The 19,184-nt window shown below is 34.0% G+C and carries 17 protein-coding genes; 6 read left to right on the top strand and 11 right to left on the bottom strand.

The features are described 5' to 3' along the window. Window positions 1-91: 91 nt before the first annotated feature. Complete coding sequence (locus O6P34_RS08830; RefSeq protein WP_269684147.1) at window positions 92-1,204, bottom strand: lactonase family protein; 1,113 nt, start codon at window positions 1,202-1,204, stop codon at window positions 92-94. 182 nt (window positions 1,205-1,386) lie between these two features. Here O6P34_RS08830 and O6P34_RS08825 point away from each other — a divergent pair, with 182 nt between their 5' ends. From O6P34_RS08825 to O6P34_RS08810, 4 genes are all read left to right on the top strand, one after another. After that, a complete protein-coding gene (locus O6P34_RS08825) occupies window positions 1,387-3,315 on the top strand; it encodes a vWA domain-containing protein (protein WP_269684146.1) in 1,929 nt (642 codons plus the stop codon). A 99-nt stretch (window positions 3,316-3,414) separates the two neighbouring features. Beyond that, window positions 3,415-4,671, top strand: coding sequence for a dihydroorotase (locus O6P34_RS08820; RefSeq protein WP_269684145.1), 1,257 nt, complete (start codon window positions 3,415-3,417; stop codon window positions 4,669-4,671). Window positions 4,672-4,674: 3 nt separating this feature from the next. Further along, window positions 4,675-5,001, top strand: coding sequence for a hypothetical protein (locus O6P34_RS08815; RefSeq protein ID WP_269684144.1), 327 nt, complete (start codon window positions 4,675-4,677; stop codon window positions 4,999-5,001). Between the two features lie 6 nt (window positions 5,002-5,007). Then, window positions 5,008-5,655 carry an alpha/beta hydrolase gene (locus O6P34_RS08810; protein ID WP_269684143.1) on the top strand — a complete coding sequence of 216 codons (648 nt, stop codon included), beginning with the start codon at window positions 5,008-5,010 and terminating at the stop codon, window positions 5,653-5,655. 46 nt (window positions 5,656-5,701) lie between these two features. Here the strand turns inward: O6P34_RS08810 and O6P34_RS08805 are convergent, their stop codons facing one another. Both O6P34_RS08805 and O6P34_RS08800 read right to left on the bottom strand, forming a co-directional pair. After that, a complete protein-coding gene (locus O6P34_RS08805) occupies window positions 5,702-6,202 on the bottom strand; it encodes a hypothetical protein (protein WP_269684142.1) in 501 nt (166 codons plus the stop codon). Window positions 6,203-6,214: 12 nt separating this feature from the next. After that, entirely contained in the window at window positions 6,215-6,979 is a 765-nt protein-coding gene (locus O6P34_RS08800; RefSeq protein ID WP_269684141.1) for an MBL fold metallo-hydrolase, read from the bottom strand. 93 nt (window positions 6,980-7,072) lie between these two features. Here O6P34_RS08800 and O6P34_RS08795 point away from each other — a divergent pair, with 93 nt between their 5' ends. Then, window positions 7,073-8,536 (top strand): TonB-dependent receptor, encoded by a 1,464-nt coding sequence (locus O6P34_RS08795; RefSeq protein ID WP_269684140.1) that lies wholly within the window; start codon window positions 7,073-7,075, stop codon window positions 8,534-8,536. Between the two features lie 109 nt (window positions 8,537-8,645). Here the strand turns inward: O6P34_RS08795 and bcp are convergent, their stop codons facing one another. Further along, entirely contained in the window at window positions 8,646-9,098 is a 453-nt protein-coding gene (gene bcp / locus O6P34_RS08790) for a thioredoxin-dependent thiol peroxidase (protein WP_269684139.1), read from the bottom strand. A 294-nt stretch (window positions 9,099-9,392) separates the two neighbouring features. Between bcp and O6P34_RS08785 the strand changes: the two genes are divergently transcribed. Continuing rightward, window positions 9,393-10,043: an endonuclease III domain-containing protein gene (locus tag O6P34_RS08785; RefSeq protein ID WP_269684138.1), complete on the top strand. Its 651-nt coding sequence runs from the start codon at window positions 9,393-9,395 to the stop codon at window positions 10,041-10,043. A 126-nt stretch (window positions 10,044-10,169) separates the two neighbouring features. On the opposite strand, the gene O6P34_RS08780 is transcribed toward O6P34_RS08785, so the two are convergent. The 7 genes from O6P34_RS08780 to O6P34_RS08750 form a co-directional block, all read right to left on the bottom strand. Then, a complete protein-coding gene (locus O6P34_RS08780; protein ID WP_269684137.1) occupies window positions 10,170-10,316 on the bottom strand; it encodes a hypothetical protein in 147 nt (48 codons plus the stop codon). A gap of 53 nt (window positions 10,317-10,369) precedes the next feature. Further along, window positions 10,370-10,954: an RNA polymerase sigma factor gene (locus O6P34_RS08775; RefSeq protein ID WP_269684136.1), complete on the bottom strand. Its 585-nt coding sequence runs from the start codon at window positions 10,952-10,954 to the stop codon at window positions 10,370-10,372. 309 nt (window positions 10,955-11,263) lie between these two features. Then, window positions 11,264-12,022 carry a glycoside hydrolase family 16 protein gene (locus O6P34_RS08770; RefSeq protein WP_269684135.1) on the bottom strand — a complete coding sequence of 253 codons (759 nt, stop codon included), beginning with the start codon at window positions 12,020-12,022 and terminating at the stop codon, window positions 11,264-11,266. 6 nt (window positions 12,023-12,028) lie between these two features. Beyond that, window positions 12,029-14,335, bottom strand: coding sequence for a beta-glucosidase BglX (gene bglX, locus O6P34_RS08765; RefSeq protein ID WP_432419573.1), 2,307 nt, complete (start codon window positions 14,333-14,335; stop codon window positions 12,029-12,031). Window positions 14,336-14,408: 73 nt separating this feature from the next. Then, window positions 14,409-16,052 carry a family 16 glycosylhydrolase gene (locus tag O6P34_RS08760; RefSeq protein ID WP_269684133.1) on the bottom strand — a complete coding sequence of 548 codons (1,644 nt, stop codon included), beginning with the start codon at window positions 16,050-16,052 and terminating at the stop codon, window positions 14,409-14,411. 11 nt (window positions 16,053-16,063) lie between these two features. Then, on the bottom strand, window positions 16,064-17,689 hold the full coding sequence (locus tag O6P34_RS08755; RefSeq protein ID WP_269684132.1) for a hypothetical protein: 1,626 nt from the start codon (window positions 17,687-17,689) through the stop codon (window positions 16,064-16,066). An 11-nt stretch (window positions 17,690-17,700) separates the two neighbouring features. Further along, window positions 17,701-19,182: a RagB/SusD family nutrient uptake outer membrane protein gene (locus O6P34_RS08750; protein ID WP_269684131.1), complete on the bottom strand. Its 1,482-nt coding sequence runs from the start codon at window positions 19,180-19,182 to the stop codon at window positions 17,701-17,703. Window positions 19,183-19,184: the final 2 nt, after the last annotated feature.

Genomic DNA, 19,184 nt, shown 5'->3' with positions numbered 1-19,184 from the left:
GCAAAACTTAAAAACTCCTCAATTAATAGTTGAGGAGTTTTTTTTTATAAATCTGCATTAAAAATCGTTTGTTATAATAAGAAAATCGTGTTTAATTCTTACCAAAAATCAAGCAAACCGGAGCGCATAACGCAATTCTTTTTCCTGTATCAGCAAGACTTCCTGTCGCTTTATCTCTTTTAAAAATTACAATCTCATTCGTATATTGATGTCCTACCAAAAGGAAATTTCCAGTAGGATCAATCGTAAAATTTCTAGGTCCTTTCCCCAAAGTACTTATGTGTCCTTTTGCTTCTAATTTTCCGTTTTTTAGTATTTTAAAAATAGAAATATCATTTGCTTCACCTCTGTTTGAAGCATACAAAAACTTCCCGTCAGGCGAAATATGAATGTCTGCGGAACTAAAAGTACCTTTGAAATCTTTGGCCAAAATAGTTGTTTCATCAATCTTTTTCAACAAGCCCTTAGCATAACTAAAAACAGATAAAGTTCCATCAAGTTCTTGCAAAAGATAAACAAATTTTTTGTCTTTACTAAAAGTCAAATGCCTTGGTCCACTACCCGATTTTACGGCTAAACTATCTTTTATTTGTAAAATATCAGTTGCAGCATTTGGATTATAAGCATAAGAATACACTTTGTCATTTCCTAAATCATTCGCTAAAACATATTTATTATCCGGAGAAAAATGAACCATATGCACATGTGGACCCTCCTGTCTTTGTGTGTTAATTCCTTTTCCAAAATGCTGTATTACTTGCTTAGCTTCCGTTAAACTACCATCACTATTTTTTCCGAAAACTGAAATATTCCCCCCTGAATAATTAGCAACAATCACGTTTTTATCATCATTGATAATATAACAAGGATCTGCTCCTTTTGAACTTTGTTTGTTAATTAAGTCTAACTTTCCGCTTTTAGCATCAAATCCAAAAGCACTTACCGTACTTTCAGGACCGGTTTCGTTTACGGAATAAATGAATTTATTGTCTTTTGAAAGTGTCAAATAACTCGGATTTACGGTGTTTTCTGAAGTATTTTTTAAATTAAAATCTCCAGTTTCAGTATCAAAATCATATACATAAATCCCCTTACTGTCGCAGTTATTTGTATACGTTCCAACAATTAAATTGAGTGTGTTTTTTTGTGCTTGCACCGTTGTAAATATTGAAATTAAAAGAAGAATAAAAACCTTGTTTTTCATAATGGTATAATTTTATAGAAAAGCTAAAATACATAATATATTCATAACGAATATCATTTGTTTGTTCCTTTGAAAAATTATAACAACATCATCAGAAACTGTATACAAATTCGTATTTTTGAAAATAAATTTCAATGAAATCCATTGAAAATACAATCTGGTGAAGTAAACTAAACTTTAGAATGCATTTTAAACATCCCGAAATTTTATACTTTCTACTGCTCCTGATTGTTCCTGTTTTGGTGCATTTATTCCAATTGAGACGTTTTAAAAAAGAGTATTTCACTAATGTTCGTTTACTGAAAACACTTTCTATTCAAACCAGAAAAAGTTCCAAAATAAAAAAATGGTTACTTCTCACTTGTCGAATTCTATTACTTTCTTGTATTATCATTGCTTTTGCACAACCCTTTTTTGATGCCAAAGACAGTAAGAATGCCAACAATGAAATGTACATTATTTTAGACAATTCCTACAGCATGCAAGCCAAAGGCAAAAAAGGGGAATTATTAAAACGTGCTGTACAAGAATTACTCGAAGAAACTCCTGCAAACAGTACCTTTTCGTTGCTCACCAACACTGAAAAATATTGGAATACCGATATCAAAACCATTCAAAATGAGTTACAAAACCTTGAATACAGCGCATCGCCATTTCAATTAGAAAATCTGATAGCACAAATAAAATCACACCATTCACCCTTCAAAAAAGATGTTGTAATTATAACCGATGCCGTAGGATTAGAGCAAAAAAATCTTAAAAACATTGACAAAAACGATTCTTTTTATTTCATAATTCCAAAAGCGGAACAAAAAAATAACATTTCGATTGATAGTGTTTTTATTCACCAAACATTAGATAATTTTTATGAAATAAGTGTTGTATTAACTGGTTTTGGCGAAAATTTAAAACCTGTTTCATTGTCATTATACAATCAAAATAAGCTTATTGCTAAAACGGTCGCAACTTTAGAAACCAAGAAAAAAAACATCAATTTCACCATTCCCAAACAAGCTTTTCATGGTTTTGTTTCTATTGTTGATTCAGGTTTAGAATACGATAACACACTCTATTTCAGTATTTCTAAAACTAAAAAAACCAACATTTTAAGTATTGGTACTGCCGAAAAAAGCCGTTTCATGCCCCGAATTTACACTCCTGATGAATTCAATTACAGCAACTTTGATTTAGCGGCATTAGACTACAACAGCATTGATAAACAAGACGCGATTATTGTCAACGAATTAAACGAAATTCCACAGGCTTTACAAACTACCTTAAACTCTTTTGTCTCTAAAGGCGGGAATTTGATTGTCATTCCTTCGGCTTCGGCAACGATTGAAAATACGAATACTTTTTTGAAATCTTTTGGAAACATCCAATTCAAAGCATTAGAAAACAGAGAAAAACTGATTACGAAAATCAATTTTAATCATCCATTATTTAGTGGCGTTTTCGAAAATAAAATTAATAATTTTCAATATCCAAAAACAAAAAATTCATTTTTAACAGCAAATTCAGAACCATCGGCTTTGTCTTATGAAGATCAAAGTGCCTTTTTGATTGCATTACAAAATAAAATCGGCGGAGTTTTTGTTTTTACTGCATCAATAAATACAGCTAATTCTAATTTTCAACAGTCTCCATTAATTGTTCCTGTTTTTTACAAAATGGCCGTGAGCAATCAAAACACAGGAATAAATTCACTCACGATTGGCAATACAACTCCTTATTTTGCGGATGCTTTATTGGCAAAAGATGCAATTTTGACCGTAAAAGGTAATGAAGAACAATTTATTCCTATTCAACAAATTCTAAACAACAAAGTGCAACTTGTTTTTAATGATTATCCTGAACAAGCTGGAAATTACGGAATTTACAATAAAAAAGACTGGGTAGAAAACATCAGTTTTAATTATAACAGAACCGAAAGTAATTTGGCTTCCGCCAATGAAGATGCTGTTTCCGAGTATAAAATCATTGATTCAATTGCCAGTGTTTTTGACACCATACAAACCAACAGAACGGACAATCAAATTTGGAAATGGTTTCTTATATTTGCATTGTTATTTTTAGCAACAGAAATGGCAATCATCCGATTTGTAAAATAAAATTTTAGTGTTGTTTAAAGAAATGAAAACAGCCCATTTTTGACTTTTTATTTTATCGTTCAACAAAGTATACTTTAGCAAAATAATTAAATTATCATCATGAAAATAATCATCCGAAGCGCCAAAATTATCGACACAAAAAGTCCTTTTCACAACCAGACTTTAGATATTTTAATAACTGATGGTTTCATAGAAAAAATTGGTGCTTCACTTCCTAATACCGAAAATAGTGACGAGATAAAACTTGATAATTTACATCTTTCAACAGGATGGTTTGACTCTAGTGTTTCGCTTGGAGAACCAGGTTTTGAAGACATGGAAACGATTGCAAACGGACTCAATGTTGCCGCACAAAGCGGTTTTACAGCCATTGCTTTACAACCCAACTCCTTCCCGGTTATTGACAATCAGTCGCAAGTGAATTTTGTACTCAATAAAGCCAATGGTTTTGCCACACAACTTTTTCCAATTGGCGCTTTGACCAAAGAAAGTCAAGGAAAAGATATGGCAGAATTATTCGATATGAAAAAAGCAGGAGCAGTTGCTTTTGGCGATTATTCCAAAAGTATTGATAATGCCAATTTGCTAAAAATAGCTTTGCAATATGTACAAGATTTTGACGGATTGGTCATAGCTTTTGCACAAGACGACAAAATAAAAGGAAACGGAGTAGCAAATGAAGGTATTGTTTCAACACGATTAGGACTAAAAGGGATTCCAAATTTAGCCGAAGAATTACAAATCGCCAGAAACTTATTTCTATTAGAATATACTGGCGGGAAATTACATCTGCCAACTATTTCGACAGCAAAATCAACCGCATTAATACAAGAAGCGAAAGCCAAAGGGCTAAAAGTTACCTGCAGTGTTGCAGTGCACAACTTGGTTTTGACTGATGAAAAACTGGAAGGTTTTGACACAAGATATAAAGTTTCACCTCCTTTAAGAACCGAAACAGACCGACAAGCATTACTCAAAGGAATTCTTGACGGAACTATTGATATGATTACTTCCGACCATAATCCGATTGATATTGAACATAAAAAAATGGAATTTGACGGAGCAAAATTTGGCACTATAGGTTTAGAAAGTGCTTTTGGTTCTTTGCTGACGGTATTGCCTTTAGAAACGGTAATTGAAAAATTAACGCTCGGAAAAACTACTTTTGGTATAGAAACAAATACTGTTCAAGAGGGACAAAAAGCAAACCTAACACTATTCAACCCCGAAGGAGAAAGTATTTTTGCAAAAGAAAATATCTTATCAAAATCAAAAAATTCTGCTTTTCTTGGAAATCCAATGAAAGGAAAAGTATACGGAATTGTAAATCAAAACCAATTGGTTTTAAAAAAATAAATCATGAACAATACTATTGAAACGGGAAAAACCGCTGCAATTACCAGTTATATTTTAGGAATTGGCGTATTTATAGCCATGTCTATGAACGCCGAAGATAAAAATCAATTTGCCAGTTTTCATATTCGCCAAGGACTGGGAATTACACTCACTTTTATATCATTAGGTTTAATCATCAGTAATTTTGACAGTTTAATGATATCAGCTCCCATGTGGATTTTCATTTCCGTTTTATGGTCTTATGGTATTTTTAGCGCTATAAAAGGAGATACAAAACCGGTTCCTTTATTGGGAATTTATTTTCAAAAATGGCTTAAAAACATATCCTAAATTACAATGAACTTATCCTTAGAATATAAAATTAGAGAACCAAAAATAAAATTAGACAAAAACCCTCTTTTACTTTTGCTTCATGGTTACGGCAGCAACGAAGAAGATTTATTTTCGTTTGCAACTGAATTGCCAGACTATTACTATATCATTTCGGCTCGGGCTCCTTACGACTTACAGTACGGAAGTTACGCTTGGTACGCCATAAATTTTGATGCTGATCAAAATAAATTTTCGGATAATGAACAAGCCAAAATTTCGAGAGATTTGATTGCTACTTTCATAGATGAATTGCTGGCAAATTATCCTATTGATGCTACAAAAGTTTCCTTAGTAGGTTTTAGTCAAGGATCGATTTTGAGTTATGCAGTAGCACTTTCGTATCCCGAAAAAATCGAGAAAGTAGTCGCTATGAGCGGATATTTGAATTTAGAAATTCTAGCGGAAGATTATCTTAAAAACAACTTTAATAATCTTAAAATCTTTGCTTCACATGGAACTGCTGACCAAGTAATTCCTGTGGAATGGGCTAGAAAAACACCTGTAATTTTAGAAAATTTAGGCATTCAAATCCTATATAAAGAATACCCGATCGGGCATGGAGTCTCGCCTCAGAATTTCTATGATTTTAAAAATTGGCTACTTGAAAATTAATAGTTAGTCGCCGTTTTTCAATGAATATGATAAACGGCGATAAAACTTATTTTTGATATAATAAAGACTGATTTACTTCGAAAGTAATGCTCTTATCGGCATTTACAAAATATTTCAACAACACTTCCCCCCAATATTCTCCATCACTAAAATCAGCAATAATCCATCTGTGGTTTAGAATTTTAACTTTGTTGATAATGAATTTATTAGCTCCTATTTGGTCTTGACCAACGTAAGGATTTCCTTTTGGATTGGAATTAAAATCCAGCAATTTTTCTGTTACCACCGGAATTAATTTTTCATACTGGATTGTTTTATCACCACTTCCGGAATCAAAATAATTTTGTGCATTTTCATTTTTTTCTAAAGAAAAATAATTAGCTTCCGCTAATTTATTAGTAACCGAAGTCAAGCTGTCTTTTAATTTTGTCGTTACTTTTTTATATCTGTTTTGTTCAAAAGCAACTTCTTTACTCAAAAACATATAGGTAAAAATAGTCATCAAAACGGACAGAATAAACAGGTAAAGAAATAATGATTTTTTCATTTTATATTTTAATTAAATAGTGATTTCTAAAGTATCATAAGCCAAAAAAACATTTTCAGGAAGCTTTTTTTGAACTTCATTATGAAAACCCAAAATATGACTGATATGCGTGAGATAAGCTTTTTCGGGTTGCACCAAAGTTATAAAATCTAACGCTTCCTGCAAATTGAAATGGGTATTATGCGGTTCTTCGCGCAAAGCATTTACCACTAATACTTTCAAGTTTTTTAATTTTTCGACTTCGCTTTCCGCAATTGTTTTTACATCTGTCAAATAGGCAAAATCATCGATTCTATACCCAAAAACCTGTAAATTACCGTGCATGACATTAACCGGAATCGCTGTTTTGTTGCCAATAAAAAACGGCTCATTATTCACGACCTCAATTGTTTTTACAGAAGGAGCACCCGGATATTTATTGATGGTTTCAAAAACATAATCAAACCTTCTTTTCAAATTATCAATCACCCTTTGGTGAGCATAAATGGGCATTTCACCTTGCCGGAAATTAAACGGTCTGATATCATCTAAACCGGCAGTGTGGTCTGCATGTTCATGAGTAAATAAAATTCCGTCGACTTTTTTACAATTAGAAGTAAGCATTTGTTGTCTGAAATCAGGACCGCAATCAATCACAAAAGAATAATTCTCCCAATGCACCCAAACTGCAACTCGGAGTCTTTTGTCCTTAGAATCAGTGCTTTTGCACACTTCATGCTCGCTTCCTATCACGGGAATTCCTTGCGATGTTCCAGTACCTAAAAAATATACGTTCAATTGCCTTTAATTTTTATACAAAAATAAGATTTATCCTTTCATTAGATACCTATTTTGTTAACTTTGTAACATAATCGCCCTATTTTAAATAAAATGGATACAAAAAAAATAAAATTAAAAGGTGATAAAGCCATTGAGCAAGTCCCTTCTATAAAAGACAAGGCTCTGCGTATCAATTTAAATGATAATATCTACGGTACATTTGCTGAAATTGGGGCCGGACAAGAAACGGTAAGACATTTTTTTAGATCTGGAGGTTCTTCCGGAACTATTGCGAAAGCGATGTCAGCCTACGACAAAGATTTTAGTGACGCCATATATGGTATAGAAGAAGACGGTCGTTACGTGACAGAAAGCAGACTTAAAAAAATGCTTTGGCACGAAGTGGACATCATGGAAAGACGTTTGAGCAGAGAAAAACATCCGAACAAAATGTTCTTTAGTTATGCCAATACGGTTGCTACAATCGATTTTGCCAAACAATTTAAAGGTCACGGTTGGGTTGGTATTCGCTATCAAATTGACCCAGAAGAAGACTATAACGAGATTATAATTCACATCCGATTTAAAGAAACTGATTCTCGTTTGCAACAAGAAACCCTTGGTATTCTTGGTGTGAATTTAATTTATGGTGCTTTTTACAAATATAATGATCCAAAAAAATTATTACGTTACTTATACGATCATTTAGACAAGGACCAACTTGAAATTGACACTATCAATTTTTCGGGACCTCGTTTTGCTGATGTTGACAATCGTTTGATGAGTTTGCAACTAGTAAAAAACGGCATGACCGATGCGGTAATGTTTAATCCTCAAGGTAAAAATATACTTCCTGCTGCCATTTTATACAAAAAGAATATTCTTGCTTTTAGAGGAAGTTTTCGTCCTGTTACGAAGGTAAATATGGATATGTATGAGAAGTCTTTAAAAATGTTTCTCAACGAAAATAAAGTAGAAGTTGATAATACGCTTGTTGTTTTTGAAATCACACTTTCGAATTTGCGTTCGGATGGTGAAATTGACGAACGTGACTTTATGGACAGAGCCGAATTGCTATGTTCATTAGGCCAAACGGTAATGATTTCTAATTTTCAGGAATATTATAAAGTGGTGGAATATTTTGCCAATTATACCAAAGCCCGAATGGGATTGGCAATGGGTGTAAATAATTTAGTAGATATTTTTGACGAAAAATACTATCGCCATTTAAGTGGTGGAATTCTGGAAGCTTTTGGAAAACTGTTTTATCGCGATATGAAAGTATTTTTATATCCGATGTTAGGAGAAAACGGGGAGATTATCACATCTGATAATTTGAAAGTACATCCTAGAATGAAAGAACTTTACAAATTCTTTAAATTTAATGGAAAAGTGGTCGATATTGATGACTACAATCCTGAGATCCTTGAAGTATTTTCTCGTGAAGTACTAAAAATGATTAGTGAAGGAAAATCTGGTTGGGAAAATATGTTGCCTACTGGTGTGGCAGAAATCATTAAAGAGCACAATCTTTTTGAATATGACCCGAAAAAATTTTTGAAAGTAAGTAATTAATTCAGGATACAGATTTTAGGTTTCCATTTAACATATAAAAGCCAAGAAAGATAATTTACTTTCTTGGCTTTTTTGATTCAAAAAATTCAGACTAATTTGTTTTCTGAATTTACTTTAATATTTGGGCTGCATGCGCTTTGGTTTTTACATCGGAGATAACCTCATCGATAATTCCGTTTTCGTCGATTACAAATGTAGTTCTGTGAATACCGTCATATTCTTTGCCCATGAATTTTTTTGGTCCCCAAACTCCAAAAGCCTGAATTACAGACTTATCCTCATCGGCGAGCAATGGAAAAGGGAATTCGTATTTGTCTTTGAACTTGGCTTGTGCTTTTTGACTATCGGCACTTACGCCTAAAAGCGCGTAATTATTGGCTTGAAATCGTTCGAAATTGTCTCTTAAATCACATGCTTCGGCGGTACATCCTGGTGTGTTGGCTTTTGGATAAAAGAAAACAACTAGTTTTTTTCCTCTGTAATCTTCTAGTTGATGTTGTTTTCCGTCTTGGTCCAGACTTGAAAAATGGGGTGCTTTATCTCCTTTTTTTAATGGTGTCATAGTTTTTATTTTAGTTGTTAGGTGTTGGGTTTCAGGTGTTGATTTTCAGGTGTTGGGTGTTAGGTTTTGGTTTTTGCCCCAGATAGCAGTGAAAACCCCGGAATTTTTAAGGCTATTTTTTCTTGCAATGACAAAGCGACCAAAGGAAGCTCTTGCGATTGCTTAGAAAAAAAGCGGTAAAAATGAGGAGTTGTAACGGAAAGCTGGATTAGGCCCAAATAATTTTAGAATTTAGAGTTTTGATTGCGATTGCGATTGAAATTGTTTTTCTTTACTAATCAAATTTAATGAATAATGAATAAACAGGAACGTGTAACGTTTGTTATAAATACGTTAAAAGAATTATATCCTACGATTCCTATTCCGCTGGATCATAAGGATCCTTATACGTTGTTGATTGCGGTTTTACTATCGGCTCAATGTACGGATGTGCGCGTGAATCAGATTACGCCCTTGCTTTTTGCCAAAGCGGATAATCCGTATGATATGATAAAAATGTCGGTGGAAGAAATTAAAGAAATCATTCGCCCTTGTGGTTTATCGCCCATGAAATCGAAAGGAATTCATGGTTTATCACATATTTTGATTGATAAACATGGCGGTAAAGTGCCGCAAAGTTTTGAGGATTTAGAGGAATTACCGGCTGTGGGTCATAAAACGGCGAGTGTTGTGATGTCACAAGCTTTTGGTGTTCCGGCTTTTCCTGTGGATACTCATATTCACCGCTTGATGTACCGATGGAATTTGACTAATGGAAAAAATGTGGTTCAAACTGAGAGAGATGCTAAACGCCTTTTTCCGGAGGAAATATGGAATGATTTGCACTTACAGATTATTTGGTACGGAAGGGAATATTCGCCTGCTCGTGGCTGGGATTTAGATAAGGATATTATCACCAAAACGATTGGCAGAAAGTCAGTTTTGGACGATTATATCAAGAAATAATTGTGTTGTAAAATAGTAAATTCCACTATTTATATACTATAAAATAGTGGAATTTAGCACAACAAACTTGAAATTGGAAACTTGTTTTTTCTAATTTTTAAACATTTGCAAGATTGCAGAATATTTTTAATTTGCTATAATTTCGAAACTGGTATTGTTTATTTTTATTACGCTTAATGCTTTTGAATAACTTAATAAAAAAGAAACAACTTCTTTTTTGGGTTTCAGATTATTATTGCTAACTACTGTTTTTTTTGAGTAAATTTTTGCCATATCATAAATACTGTTAGAATTTATAATATAACGTGTATGTTATCAAAATAGTATTAATTCGTTAAAATAATTTGGTGTTTATCGATTACTTTTCTCATATTCATTAAAGCGTAACGCATTCGGCCTAAAGCGGTATTGATACTTACTCCTGTTATTTCAGAAATTTCTTTAAAACTCATATCCTGATACATTCGCATCATTAAAACCTCTTTTTGATCTGCAGGAAGTTCTTCAATCAACTTTTTCAAATCGACTTCGACTTGTTCTGAAATAATTTTGTTTTCTATTGAAAGTGAATCATCTGACATGATGGAAAAAATAGAAAATTCCTCGGTTTCCCGAAACATGGGCATTTTTTTTGTTTTTCTGTAATGATCTACAATAAGATTGTGCGAAATACGCATAACCCAAGGTAAGAATTTACCTTCTTCATTATAAGAACTTGACTTTAAAGTTTTAATTACTTTAATGAAAGTGTCTTGAAAAATATCATTTGAAATGTCTCTATCAGAAATTTTAGAGTATATAAATCCGTAAATTTTGGATTCGTGTCTTTTTATTAATACAGCCAAAGCGTTTTCATTGCCTGCGACATAATCTTGTACCAGCAAAGCGTCTGTAAGTTGAATAGTAGCCATAAGTATACTTTTTAGTCTAGTTTAAAAATTGGTGACGATTTTTTCTAAAAAGTAGTTTTGTAGTATAGGCTATTTATAGTTTTGGTTAGTTAAGTGCTCAAATTTAACAAATATTTATCCTAAGAAGCAAATAAAATTAATAAATTTTAACAAAAGTTACTTAAAAACAAAAGAATAAGCTTACTGTTCCATTAAAAAAAATAAAAATTAGGGTGAAAAATAACTGTAAGAAATCTATTTATTTAAAAAAAATGGAAAAGAATTTTGTGTTTTAAAATTCCTTTCCATCTTTTTTAGTCCAAACTTATTTTATTGATATACTTTAATATAATCTACTATAAAATCTTGTGGCAATATTGTGTCATCAACTGCTGGCCCACCAAAATTACCTCCAATGGCTACATTTAGAATAAAATAAAACGGTTTGTCAAAAGGCCAAGTATTCTCATTTTTTATCTCCGGCTGAAAAGTGTAAACTAATACATCATCAACAAAAAAATCCATTTTATCTTTGGTCCAATCTAAAGCGAAAACATGAAAACCTTCTTCAATATTTGGAAAACTTGTTTTTTTGGTATTGATGGAATTTCCGTGGCTGTCTTGAGTATGCAAAGTGGTAAAAATCATATGCGGCTCTCTCCCTATATATTCTAAAATATCTATTTCACCAGATTTTGGCCATCCCACTTGACTTATGTTTTGTCCCAGCATCCAAAAGGCAGGCCAAATTCCATGTCCAACCGGCAGTTTTGCTCGGGCTTCCATTCTGCCATATTGGAAGATTTTTTTATCTTTTGTAGTTATTTTGGTTGAAGTATAGCTATTCCCTTCTTTTTTTGCATGAATAATCAGATTACCATTTTTAATCTCATGATTTTTGGTGGTGTACACTTGTCGTTCGTTATTACCCCAGCCACACAAATTAGGACATCCGTCACCTAATTCAAAATTCCAAACAGATTCATTTAGAACCGGTTCATTAAAATTTTCTTCCCAAACCAATTTTCTTTTGGTTTGTTGCGCCAAGCAAAAGTTTCCTATGAATAACAGAATTAATACTTTTTTCATTTTGAATTAGTTAAAATATTGAAAATCTCTTTCTAACGTTTTTGCAGAACTTCCGCCTATAAAGACTTTAAAATCGCCAGGTTCCGATTCCCATTTTGCATTAGCCGTAAAATATTGAATTGTTTTTTCATCAATTAAAAATACTACTTTTTTGGTTTCATTGGGATTTAATTCAATCATTTCAAATCCTTTCAACTCTTTTACAGGTCTTGTTGTACTACCTATTAGATCTCTTATGTACATTTGAACGACTTCTTTCCCTGTTACTTTTCCAGTATTTTTTATGTTTACTGAAACTTCTATTTTTCCGTTTTTAGCAAATGAATTCGAGGTCAATTGCATATCTGAATACTCAAATTTAGAGTAACTCAATCCGTAACCGAAAGGATATAAAGGCGTGTTTTTTTCATCAATATAATGCGACCAGAAAACACTGTCAGGTTCATTCATTACCGGTCTTCCTGTATTTTTATAATTGTAATAAATAGGTACTTGACCAACATTTCTTGGAAAAGTCATCGGAAGTTTTCCGCTTGGATTATAATCTCCATACAAAACTTGCGCAATGGCATTACCACTTTGTGTGCCTAACTGCCAAGCTTCTACAATAGCCGGAATGTGTTCGTCAGCCCAAGGAATTGCAAGTGGACGTCCGTTGTTTAAAACTAAAACTACATTAGGATTGACTTTGAAAATCGCTTCCAATAATTCTTGTTGTACTCCAGGCAAACCAATATCCGATCTACTTCTGCCTTCTCCGGATTGCAAACCATGTTCTCCCAAAACCATCACAACTATATCAGCTTGTTTGGCTATAGCTATCGCTTCTTCAAATCCTGATTTATCGGTTGTATTGATTTTTGTTTCCCAAATAAATTGTGTTCTTCCAACCGAAACATCAGCTCCTTTTGCATAATTAAGTTGATTTCCTTTATAGTTTTCTAATCCCTCCAGAACCGAAACGGCAGTATTGTCATCGGCTGCGATTCTCCAGCTTCCTAATGGACTGGTTTTATCGTTTGCCAATGCGCCGATAACAGCTATTTTTTGCCCAGATTTTTTCAGAGGAAGCAAATCATTTTGATTTTTTAATAAAACAATTGATTTTTTAGCCATGTCCAAAACCCCTTCTTGAATAGCAGGACTGCCTACAGTTTCTTTTTCACGGTTTTCATCACAGTATTTATAAGGATTATCAAATAAACCCAATTCAAATTTTACTTTAAGAATTCTTCTTGCAGCATCATCAATTAGACTTTCTTTTACTTTTCCTTCGTTGACCAATGCAACTAAATGCTCAACATATGCACTCGATTCCATATCCATGTCTGAACCGGCGTTAAGCGCAATTTCTGCTGCATGTTTGCTGTCTTTTGCATACCCGTGAGAAATCATTTCGTTAATAGAACCCCAATCTGAAACTACAAAACCATCAAATTTCCAATCGCCTTTTAAAACTTCTCTTTGCAAATAGGAATTTCCTGTTGCAGGAATTCCGTTTAATTCGTTGAAAGAATTCATAAAGGTTCGCACTCCGGCATCAACTGTAGCTTTAAAAGGAGGAAAAATAATGTTTTGCAAAGTGGTTTCACTCACATCTACAGTATTGTAATCTCTACCCGATTCTGCAAAAGCGTAGCCTGCAAAATGTTTGGCACAAGCCAAAATATTTTTATTAGAACTTAAATCTCCTTGAAACCCTTGAACACGGGCTACTGCAATTTTACTTCCTAAATAAGTATCTTCTCCAGCACCTTCCATCACGCGTCCCCAACGGGCATCTCTTGAAATATCAACCATTGGAGCAAAAGTCCAATTGAGTCCTACAGATGAAGCTTCTTCGGCGGCTATAGCTGCTGATTTTTTTATTGCTTCCAAATCCCAACTTGCGGCTTCGGCTAACGGAATAGGGCTTATCGTTTTATAGCCATGAATAACATCAAAACCAAAAATTAAAGGAATTCCCAATCGCGTTTGCTCTACAGCAATTTTCTGTAATGCCGTCACGTCTTTAACACCTTTTACATTTAGCATTGATCCTACTAAACCTTTTTTCAGGTCTTCGTATTTTTTGGCGGCTTGACCTTCTTTGGGTGTTGGACCGGTAATTTCCCAAAATCCGTTATACTGATTGAGCTGTCCCACTTTTTCTTCTAAAGTCATAAGCTTCAAAACAGAATCAACCTTAGTCTCCAAAACATTTACTTTGGAGTAAGAAATAGACGATTTTATTATTTTATTGCTACAACCGGCAATTAAAACAGCCGTTATCGCGAATGATGTAAAGACGAACTTATGTTTCATTTGTCTCATTTTTTTATGCAATATAAACTAAAAGGCCGGTAAGAACCGACCTCCTAATTTTTATTGAGTTTATAATTAATCTTTATTGATATACTCGTATATAATCAACTTCCATTGAGGATTCTATAAAAGCAGGATCTATAGTCCCTCCAAAAGTTCCTCCCATGGCTACATTCATAATTAAAAAGAAATCTTTGTTGAATGGTACTGTGTTGTTATTTGCAAATGAATGATACAATACATCGTCTACATAAAACTTAACAGATGTAGGACTCCAAATCGTTTTATACACATGAAATTCAGTTGACGCATTTGCAATTGTTAGCGTTGATGTACTAGCGTTACCTCCGGAATGTCCAGGATAATGAAGTGAACCATGAATAACATTTGATGTATTCCCTCTATGTTCCATAAAATCTATTTCTCCACAACCTGGCCAAGTATTGGTAGCATAATCACTTCCTAAAGACCAAATAGCTGGCCAAGTTCCTCCACCAACAGGTAATTTAGCTTTAAATTCTATTTTACCATATGTGAAATCATATTTACCTTCCGATTTTAATCTCGCCGAAGTATATCCTGAACCCTCTTTTTTAGCCGTGATTTTTAAACTTCCACCTTGAACAATTACATTGTTTGAACTATTGGTATAAGTTTGAGCTTCACTGTTACCCCAACCTCCTGCGCCAAGGTCATATCCCCATTTTGTAGGATCTGGTGCACCGTCAACATTAAACTCATCAGACCAAGCTAAAGTAGTATAATCGGTTTCCGGAGTTTGATTTGGAGGTGTTGTTGTAAAAATATGATACCAAGCTAAAGCCGGATTACCACCCATAACTGCTCTTACTACCATACGATTGGCTGTAATAGATAATATTTCATAAGAACTTTGACCGATATAATATCCCATGAAACCACCGTCAGCTATGTTCAACATCGTTCCTCTTGTTTGTGTCAAATGTTCTGGATTAGTCATAATTACAGATTCTGATGGACTCAGTGTAACAGTTTTTTCTCCAGTAGTTGCATAATCAAGACAAAGATCTTCTCCGCCTGAACCTCCACCAACACTAAGAAATGCAGCATTGAAAAAAGTTCTTCCACCATTATCTAAATTAAATTTCAATTGATCTCCACTTAATGAAAATGTCAATTCATTGTCATACAAACAACTGCTATTTGGCGAACCTGCTTTTTCAAAAGCACCAGCTTGGTAATAGTTAGCATAGTAGTTTGTTGCAATATCATTATTATTAGGACCAACTCCTAAATGTCCTCGTTCAGAAGCTGACCAATACCATTTTTTTGAAGTTCCTCCTGTTAAAAGCTGTACCGCTTCATCATCTGTAAAATTACTTAACACGGTAACTTCAAGCGTAGTATTAGTAGTAATACCTCCTCTGCCTGAGGCCATTACGGTAACTGTATAGGTATTCACCCCCGGTTTAGTAAATCGTTTCTCTAAAATACCGCTTGGTGCATTTTCGGAAGTACCATCAGAAAAAATGTACTTGTACGAAATAGCATTATCCGCCGAGCTGGTAAATTTAATTTTACCAGAACCATCACCATCAGGAAAATCTACTGTTTTCCCCACTATTTCTGCTGTCACTTCAAGGTTTGTCGGTGCGTCTATTGACCCAAAAGAAAAATTATCTTCCTGACAATTGACCATCAACAGAAGTGCAAAAATAGATACTATATTTATAATTATTTTTTTCATGTTCCGTTTATTTAGTTGGATTGTTTAATATCATCAAAGTAATAGATTGCGCCTGAACCATTTACTCCAAAATCTGGAAATAATATCACTCTGTCATACAATTTAGCTGTATTGAAAGTACCTGAGCTCGTAAGATCAAATGTTACTTCTTGCCATGCATTAGCAACAGTTGTCGTGGCTTCAACCTCTACAAAAACAGTTGGATTCCCGTTTCCATCTTTTGGAGATGTTGACACTTCCATTTTGTATAGTATTTTAGCACCTACTTTTGGAGACCAAACCATAACTTTTACTTTTGTCCCTTTTGTAAAATCAATAGTAGATTCTAAATTCAAACTGGCTCCGGCCCATACTTGTGCTCCTGAGGTTTTTTCAATTTTAAGTACTTTGTTAGATAGATTTAATCCAGATTTGTCCGGATTTGTAATCACAGTAGCAGGAATAGCTCCGAAAGTAGCATTTCCAAAACCAGTCCATGTATATGTTAAAGTAGCAGATTCAAGATCAATTGGTAATGCAATTAATTGTGAAGGTGTTTTATAGAAATAAATATTATCTACAAAAACACTACCGCCAGCCCAAGGAGTTCCAACAAATTTTAATTGAAAAATATCAGCAACAGTCATTCCTTGACTTGTAAATGCAGAAATTGGAATATCAATACTTGTCCATTGATTAGCAACAAGATCTTTTACAACCGGTTTTTCTCCATTGGTTTTACTGATTAAAGAAGTTTCAATTTTTGCTAAATCAGCGGTCCAAACATCCATGTGAAGATATTCCATACCAGAAACATTTACAGAAGTATTATCTGCCAAAGCAATTCCTTGATAACTCAGGTTGATATAATTCAACATTTTATCTCCGTTTAAATCAAATTCTGCCCAGCTACTACCTTGCCCTGCTTGTCCCCAATCCGGAAAGTAATTTGTACCTGCAACATCGGTGTATTTTGAACTAAATATAGAAATCACATCTGCCGCTTGCCTGTTCGGTGGCGTTGAAGCTGATGTATTGGGTTTATTAACAAGAGTTACTGTAAAATCCTCTACATGTTCTGTAGTTGCAATTGCAGCACTTTTTGAAACCACTCGAATCGTATATACTCCCGGCTCTTGATAAATATAAGATACCGATTCTCCATTGTTGACTGAAATAGGATCTGGATTACCAGCCTCACCAAAATAGACATCGTAAAACAAAGCAAAATCAGCAGTTGCTGTAACAGTTACTTTTTTAGAAACCGCCAAGTCGTTTGTGATAACCACTTCTAAATTTTCCGGTGCTCTAAAAGAAACAACTACTTCTTGGGTAACTTCTGTTCTTTTGCCGTTTAATGTTATCCCTACAATTTTTGCCTGATACACTCCTTCTGTATAAACATGTGAAGTTGTACCTCCCGGATTTACCTCAGCTGGTGCTGCAGTTCCATCTCCAAAATATATTTCATATCGGGTAACTCCTTCGCCACGAGGCAAAAAGGTAACATTTCCGGAATTATCCTGAGTAACTGTAGTCAAAGCAGAAATATTTGTTGGAGCACCTATCGCATCCAAATTGATATCACTATTTTCATCCGAACAACCTATAAAAATTGTTAAAACAAAAAGGCTTATTATTAATTTTAATTTTTTCATAATACTATTTTTTAATATCCAGGGTTTTGTGCCCAATTTCCGTTTGCAAATTGAATTTCCTCAATTGGAATAGGGAATAATTCATTTTTCCCAGCTGTAAATCCATCAATTTCCTGAGCTGCTTTACCAGTTCGAACTAAATCAAAGAAACGATGTCCTTCGCCTACTAATTCTACTCTTCTTTCGGCCCAAATAAAATCTGTCAATGCTGCTCCAGAAGCTGAGACATCATGGTTTGTGTCTCCAAAAGCACGACGGCGAACTTGATTCAAGTATCCTCTGGCTTTTGTGTCATCTAATCCGCTTCGGTTAAAAGCTTCTGCTGCCATCAAAAGCACATCTGCATAACGAATGGCTCTATAATTATTTGGATTCGTTAATTTTAAATCCAGTGCGGCATTGGCACTTCTTATTCTAGGAATGTATTTTCTGTTAAAATAACCGGTATCCTCATTTTGTTTGGTGTAACTAGTCCCAGGATTAGCAGCTATCCATGCAGTCATGTCTAAAATAGCAACAGCTTCTCTATTATCTCCAGCTTCAAATGCATCAACTATTTTTTGCGTTGGAAGATTAAAATTATTACCTGAAGTAAAGAAAGGACCTACATAAGAATTTGGTCCATTAAAACCTACAGCTACATTTCCTTCTAAATATTGTAAGTTCCCATAATCACCCCCTTCAACATCGGTATATTGAATTTCAAAAACAGATTCTGGTCCGTTTTCTCCAGCCATTTCAAAAATGGTATCATAATCCGTAACTAAAGAATAAGGAGAATTTGAAATCAAACTTTCAAAAGTTGTAGCCGCCAAAGTAAATTTGTCTTGATACAAATACGCTTTTCCCAAAAGAGCCAAAGCAGCTCCTTTTGTAGCTCTACCCGCTTGTGATGGTGTAGCTGATAAATTTTCAGATGCAAAAATTAAATCCGCTTCGATAGAAGCATATACTTCTTCGGCTGAAGAACGTGGTATTGTTTTTTCATCACCAGGACTGAATCTTTTATCTCCATTCATAGGAATTCCTCCAAACCATTTCACTAATTCAAAATGATAGTAAGCTCTCAAAAAACGAGCTTCAGCAATTACTTGGTTTTTACCGACAAAATCTGTTTTGTCTTTAAACTCAAGAATGTAATTTGCTCTTTGGACACCTGCAAACATCCAATCCCATAATTGTTTTAGATTTGCATTTACAGGAGTGTGAATCATATCATCCACTTGTTGGTATCCAGGAACGTCTGTTGGACTGTTTCCACCACATAATGTATTATCTGAGGCGATTTCCCCCATCAAAACATTAATAAAAGTAGACTGTAATAAATCATAAGCTCCTATCAATGCATTATCATATTCTGATTTTGAATTAAAATAATTTTCGGAGTCAATCGAATATTCTATAGGACGATCTACAAAATCATCACTACAAGAAACCGTCAGGGCAGAAACCATTGTTAAGGTTGCTAACGTAATATATATATACTTTTTCATTT

The organism is Flavobacterium lacustre, from assembly GCF_027474525.2.
GTDB classification, from domain to species: Bacteria; Bacteroidota; Bacteroidia; order Flavobacteriales; family Flavobacteriaceae; genus Flavobacterium; species Flavobacterium lacustre.
Note: the sequence above shows the minus strand (reverse complement) of the source record. Positions and strands in the feature narration are given on the sequence as shown.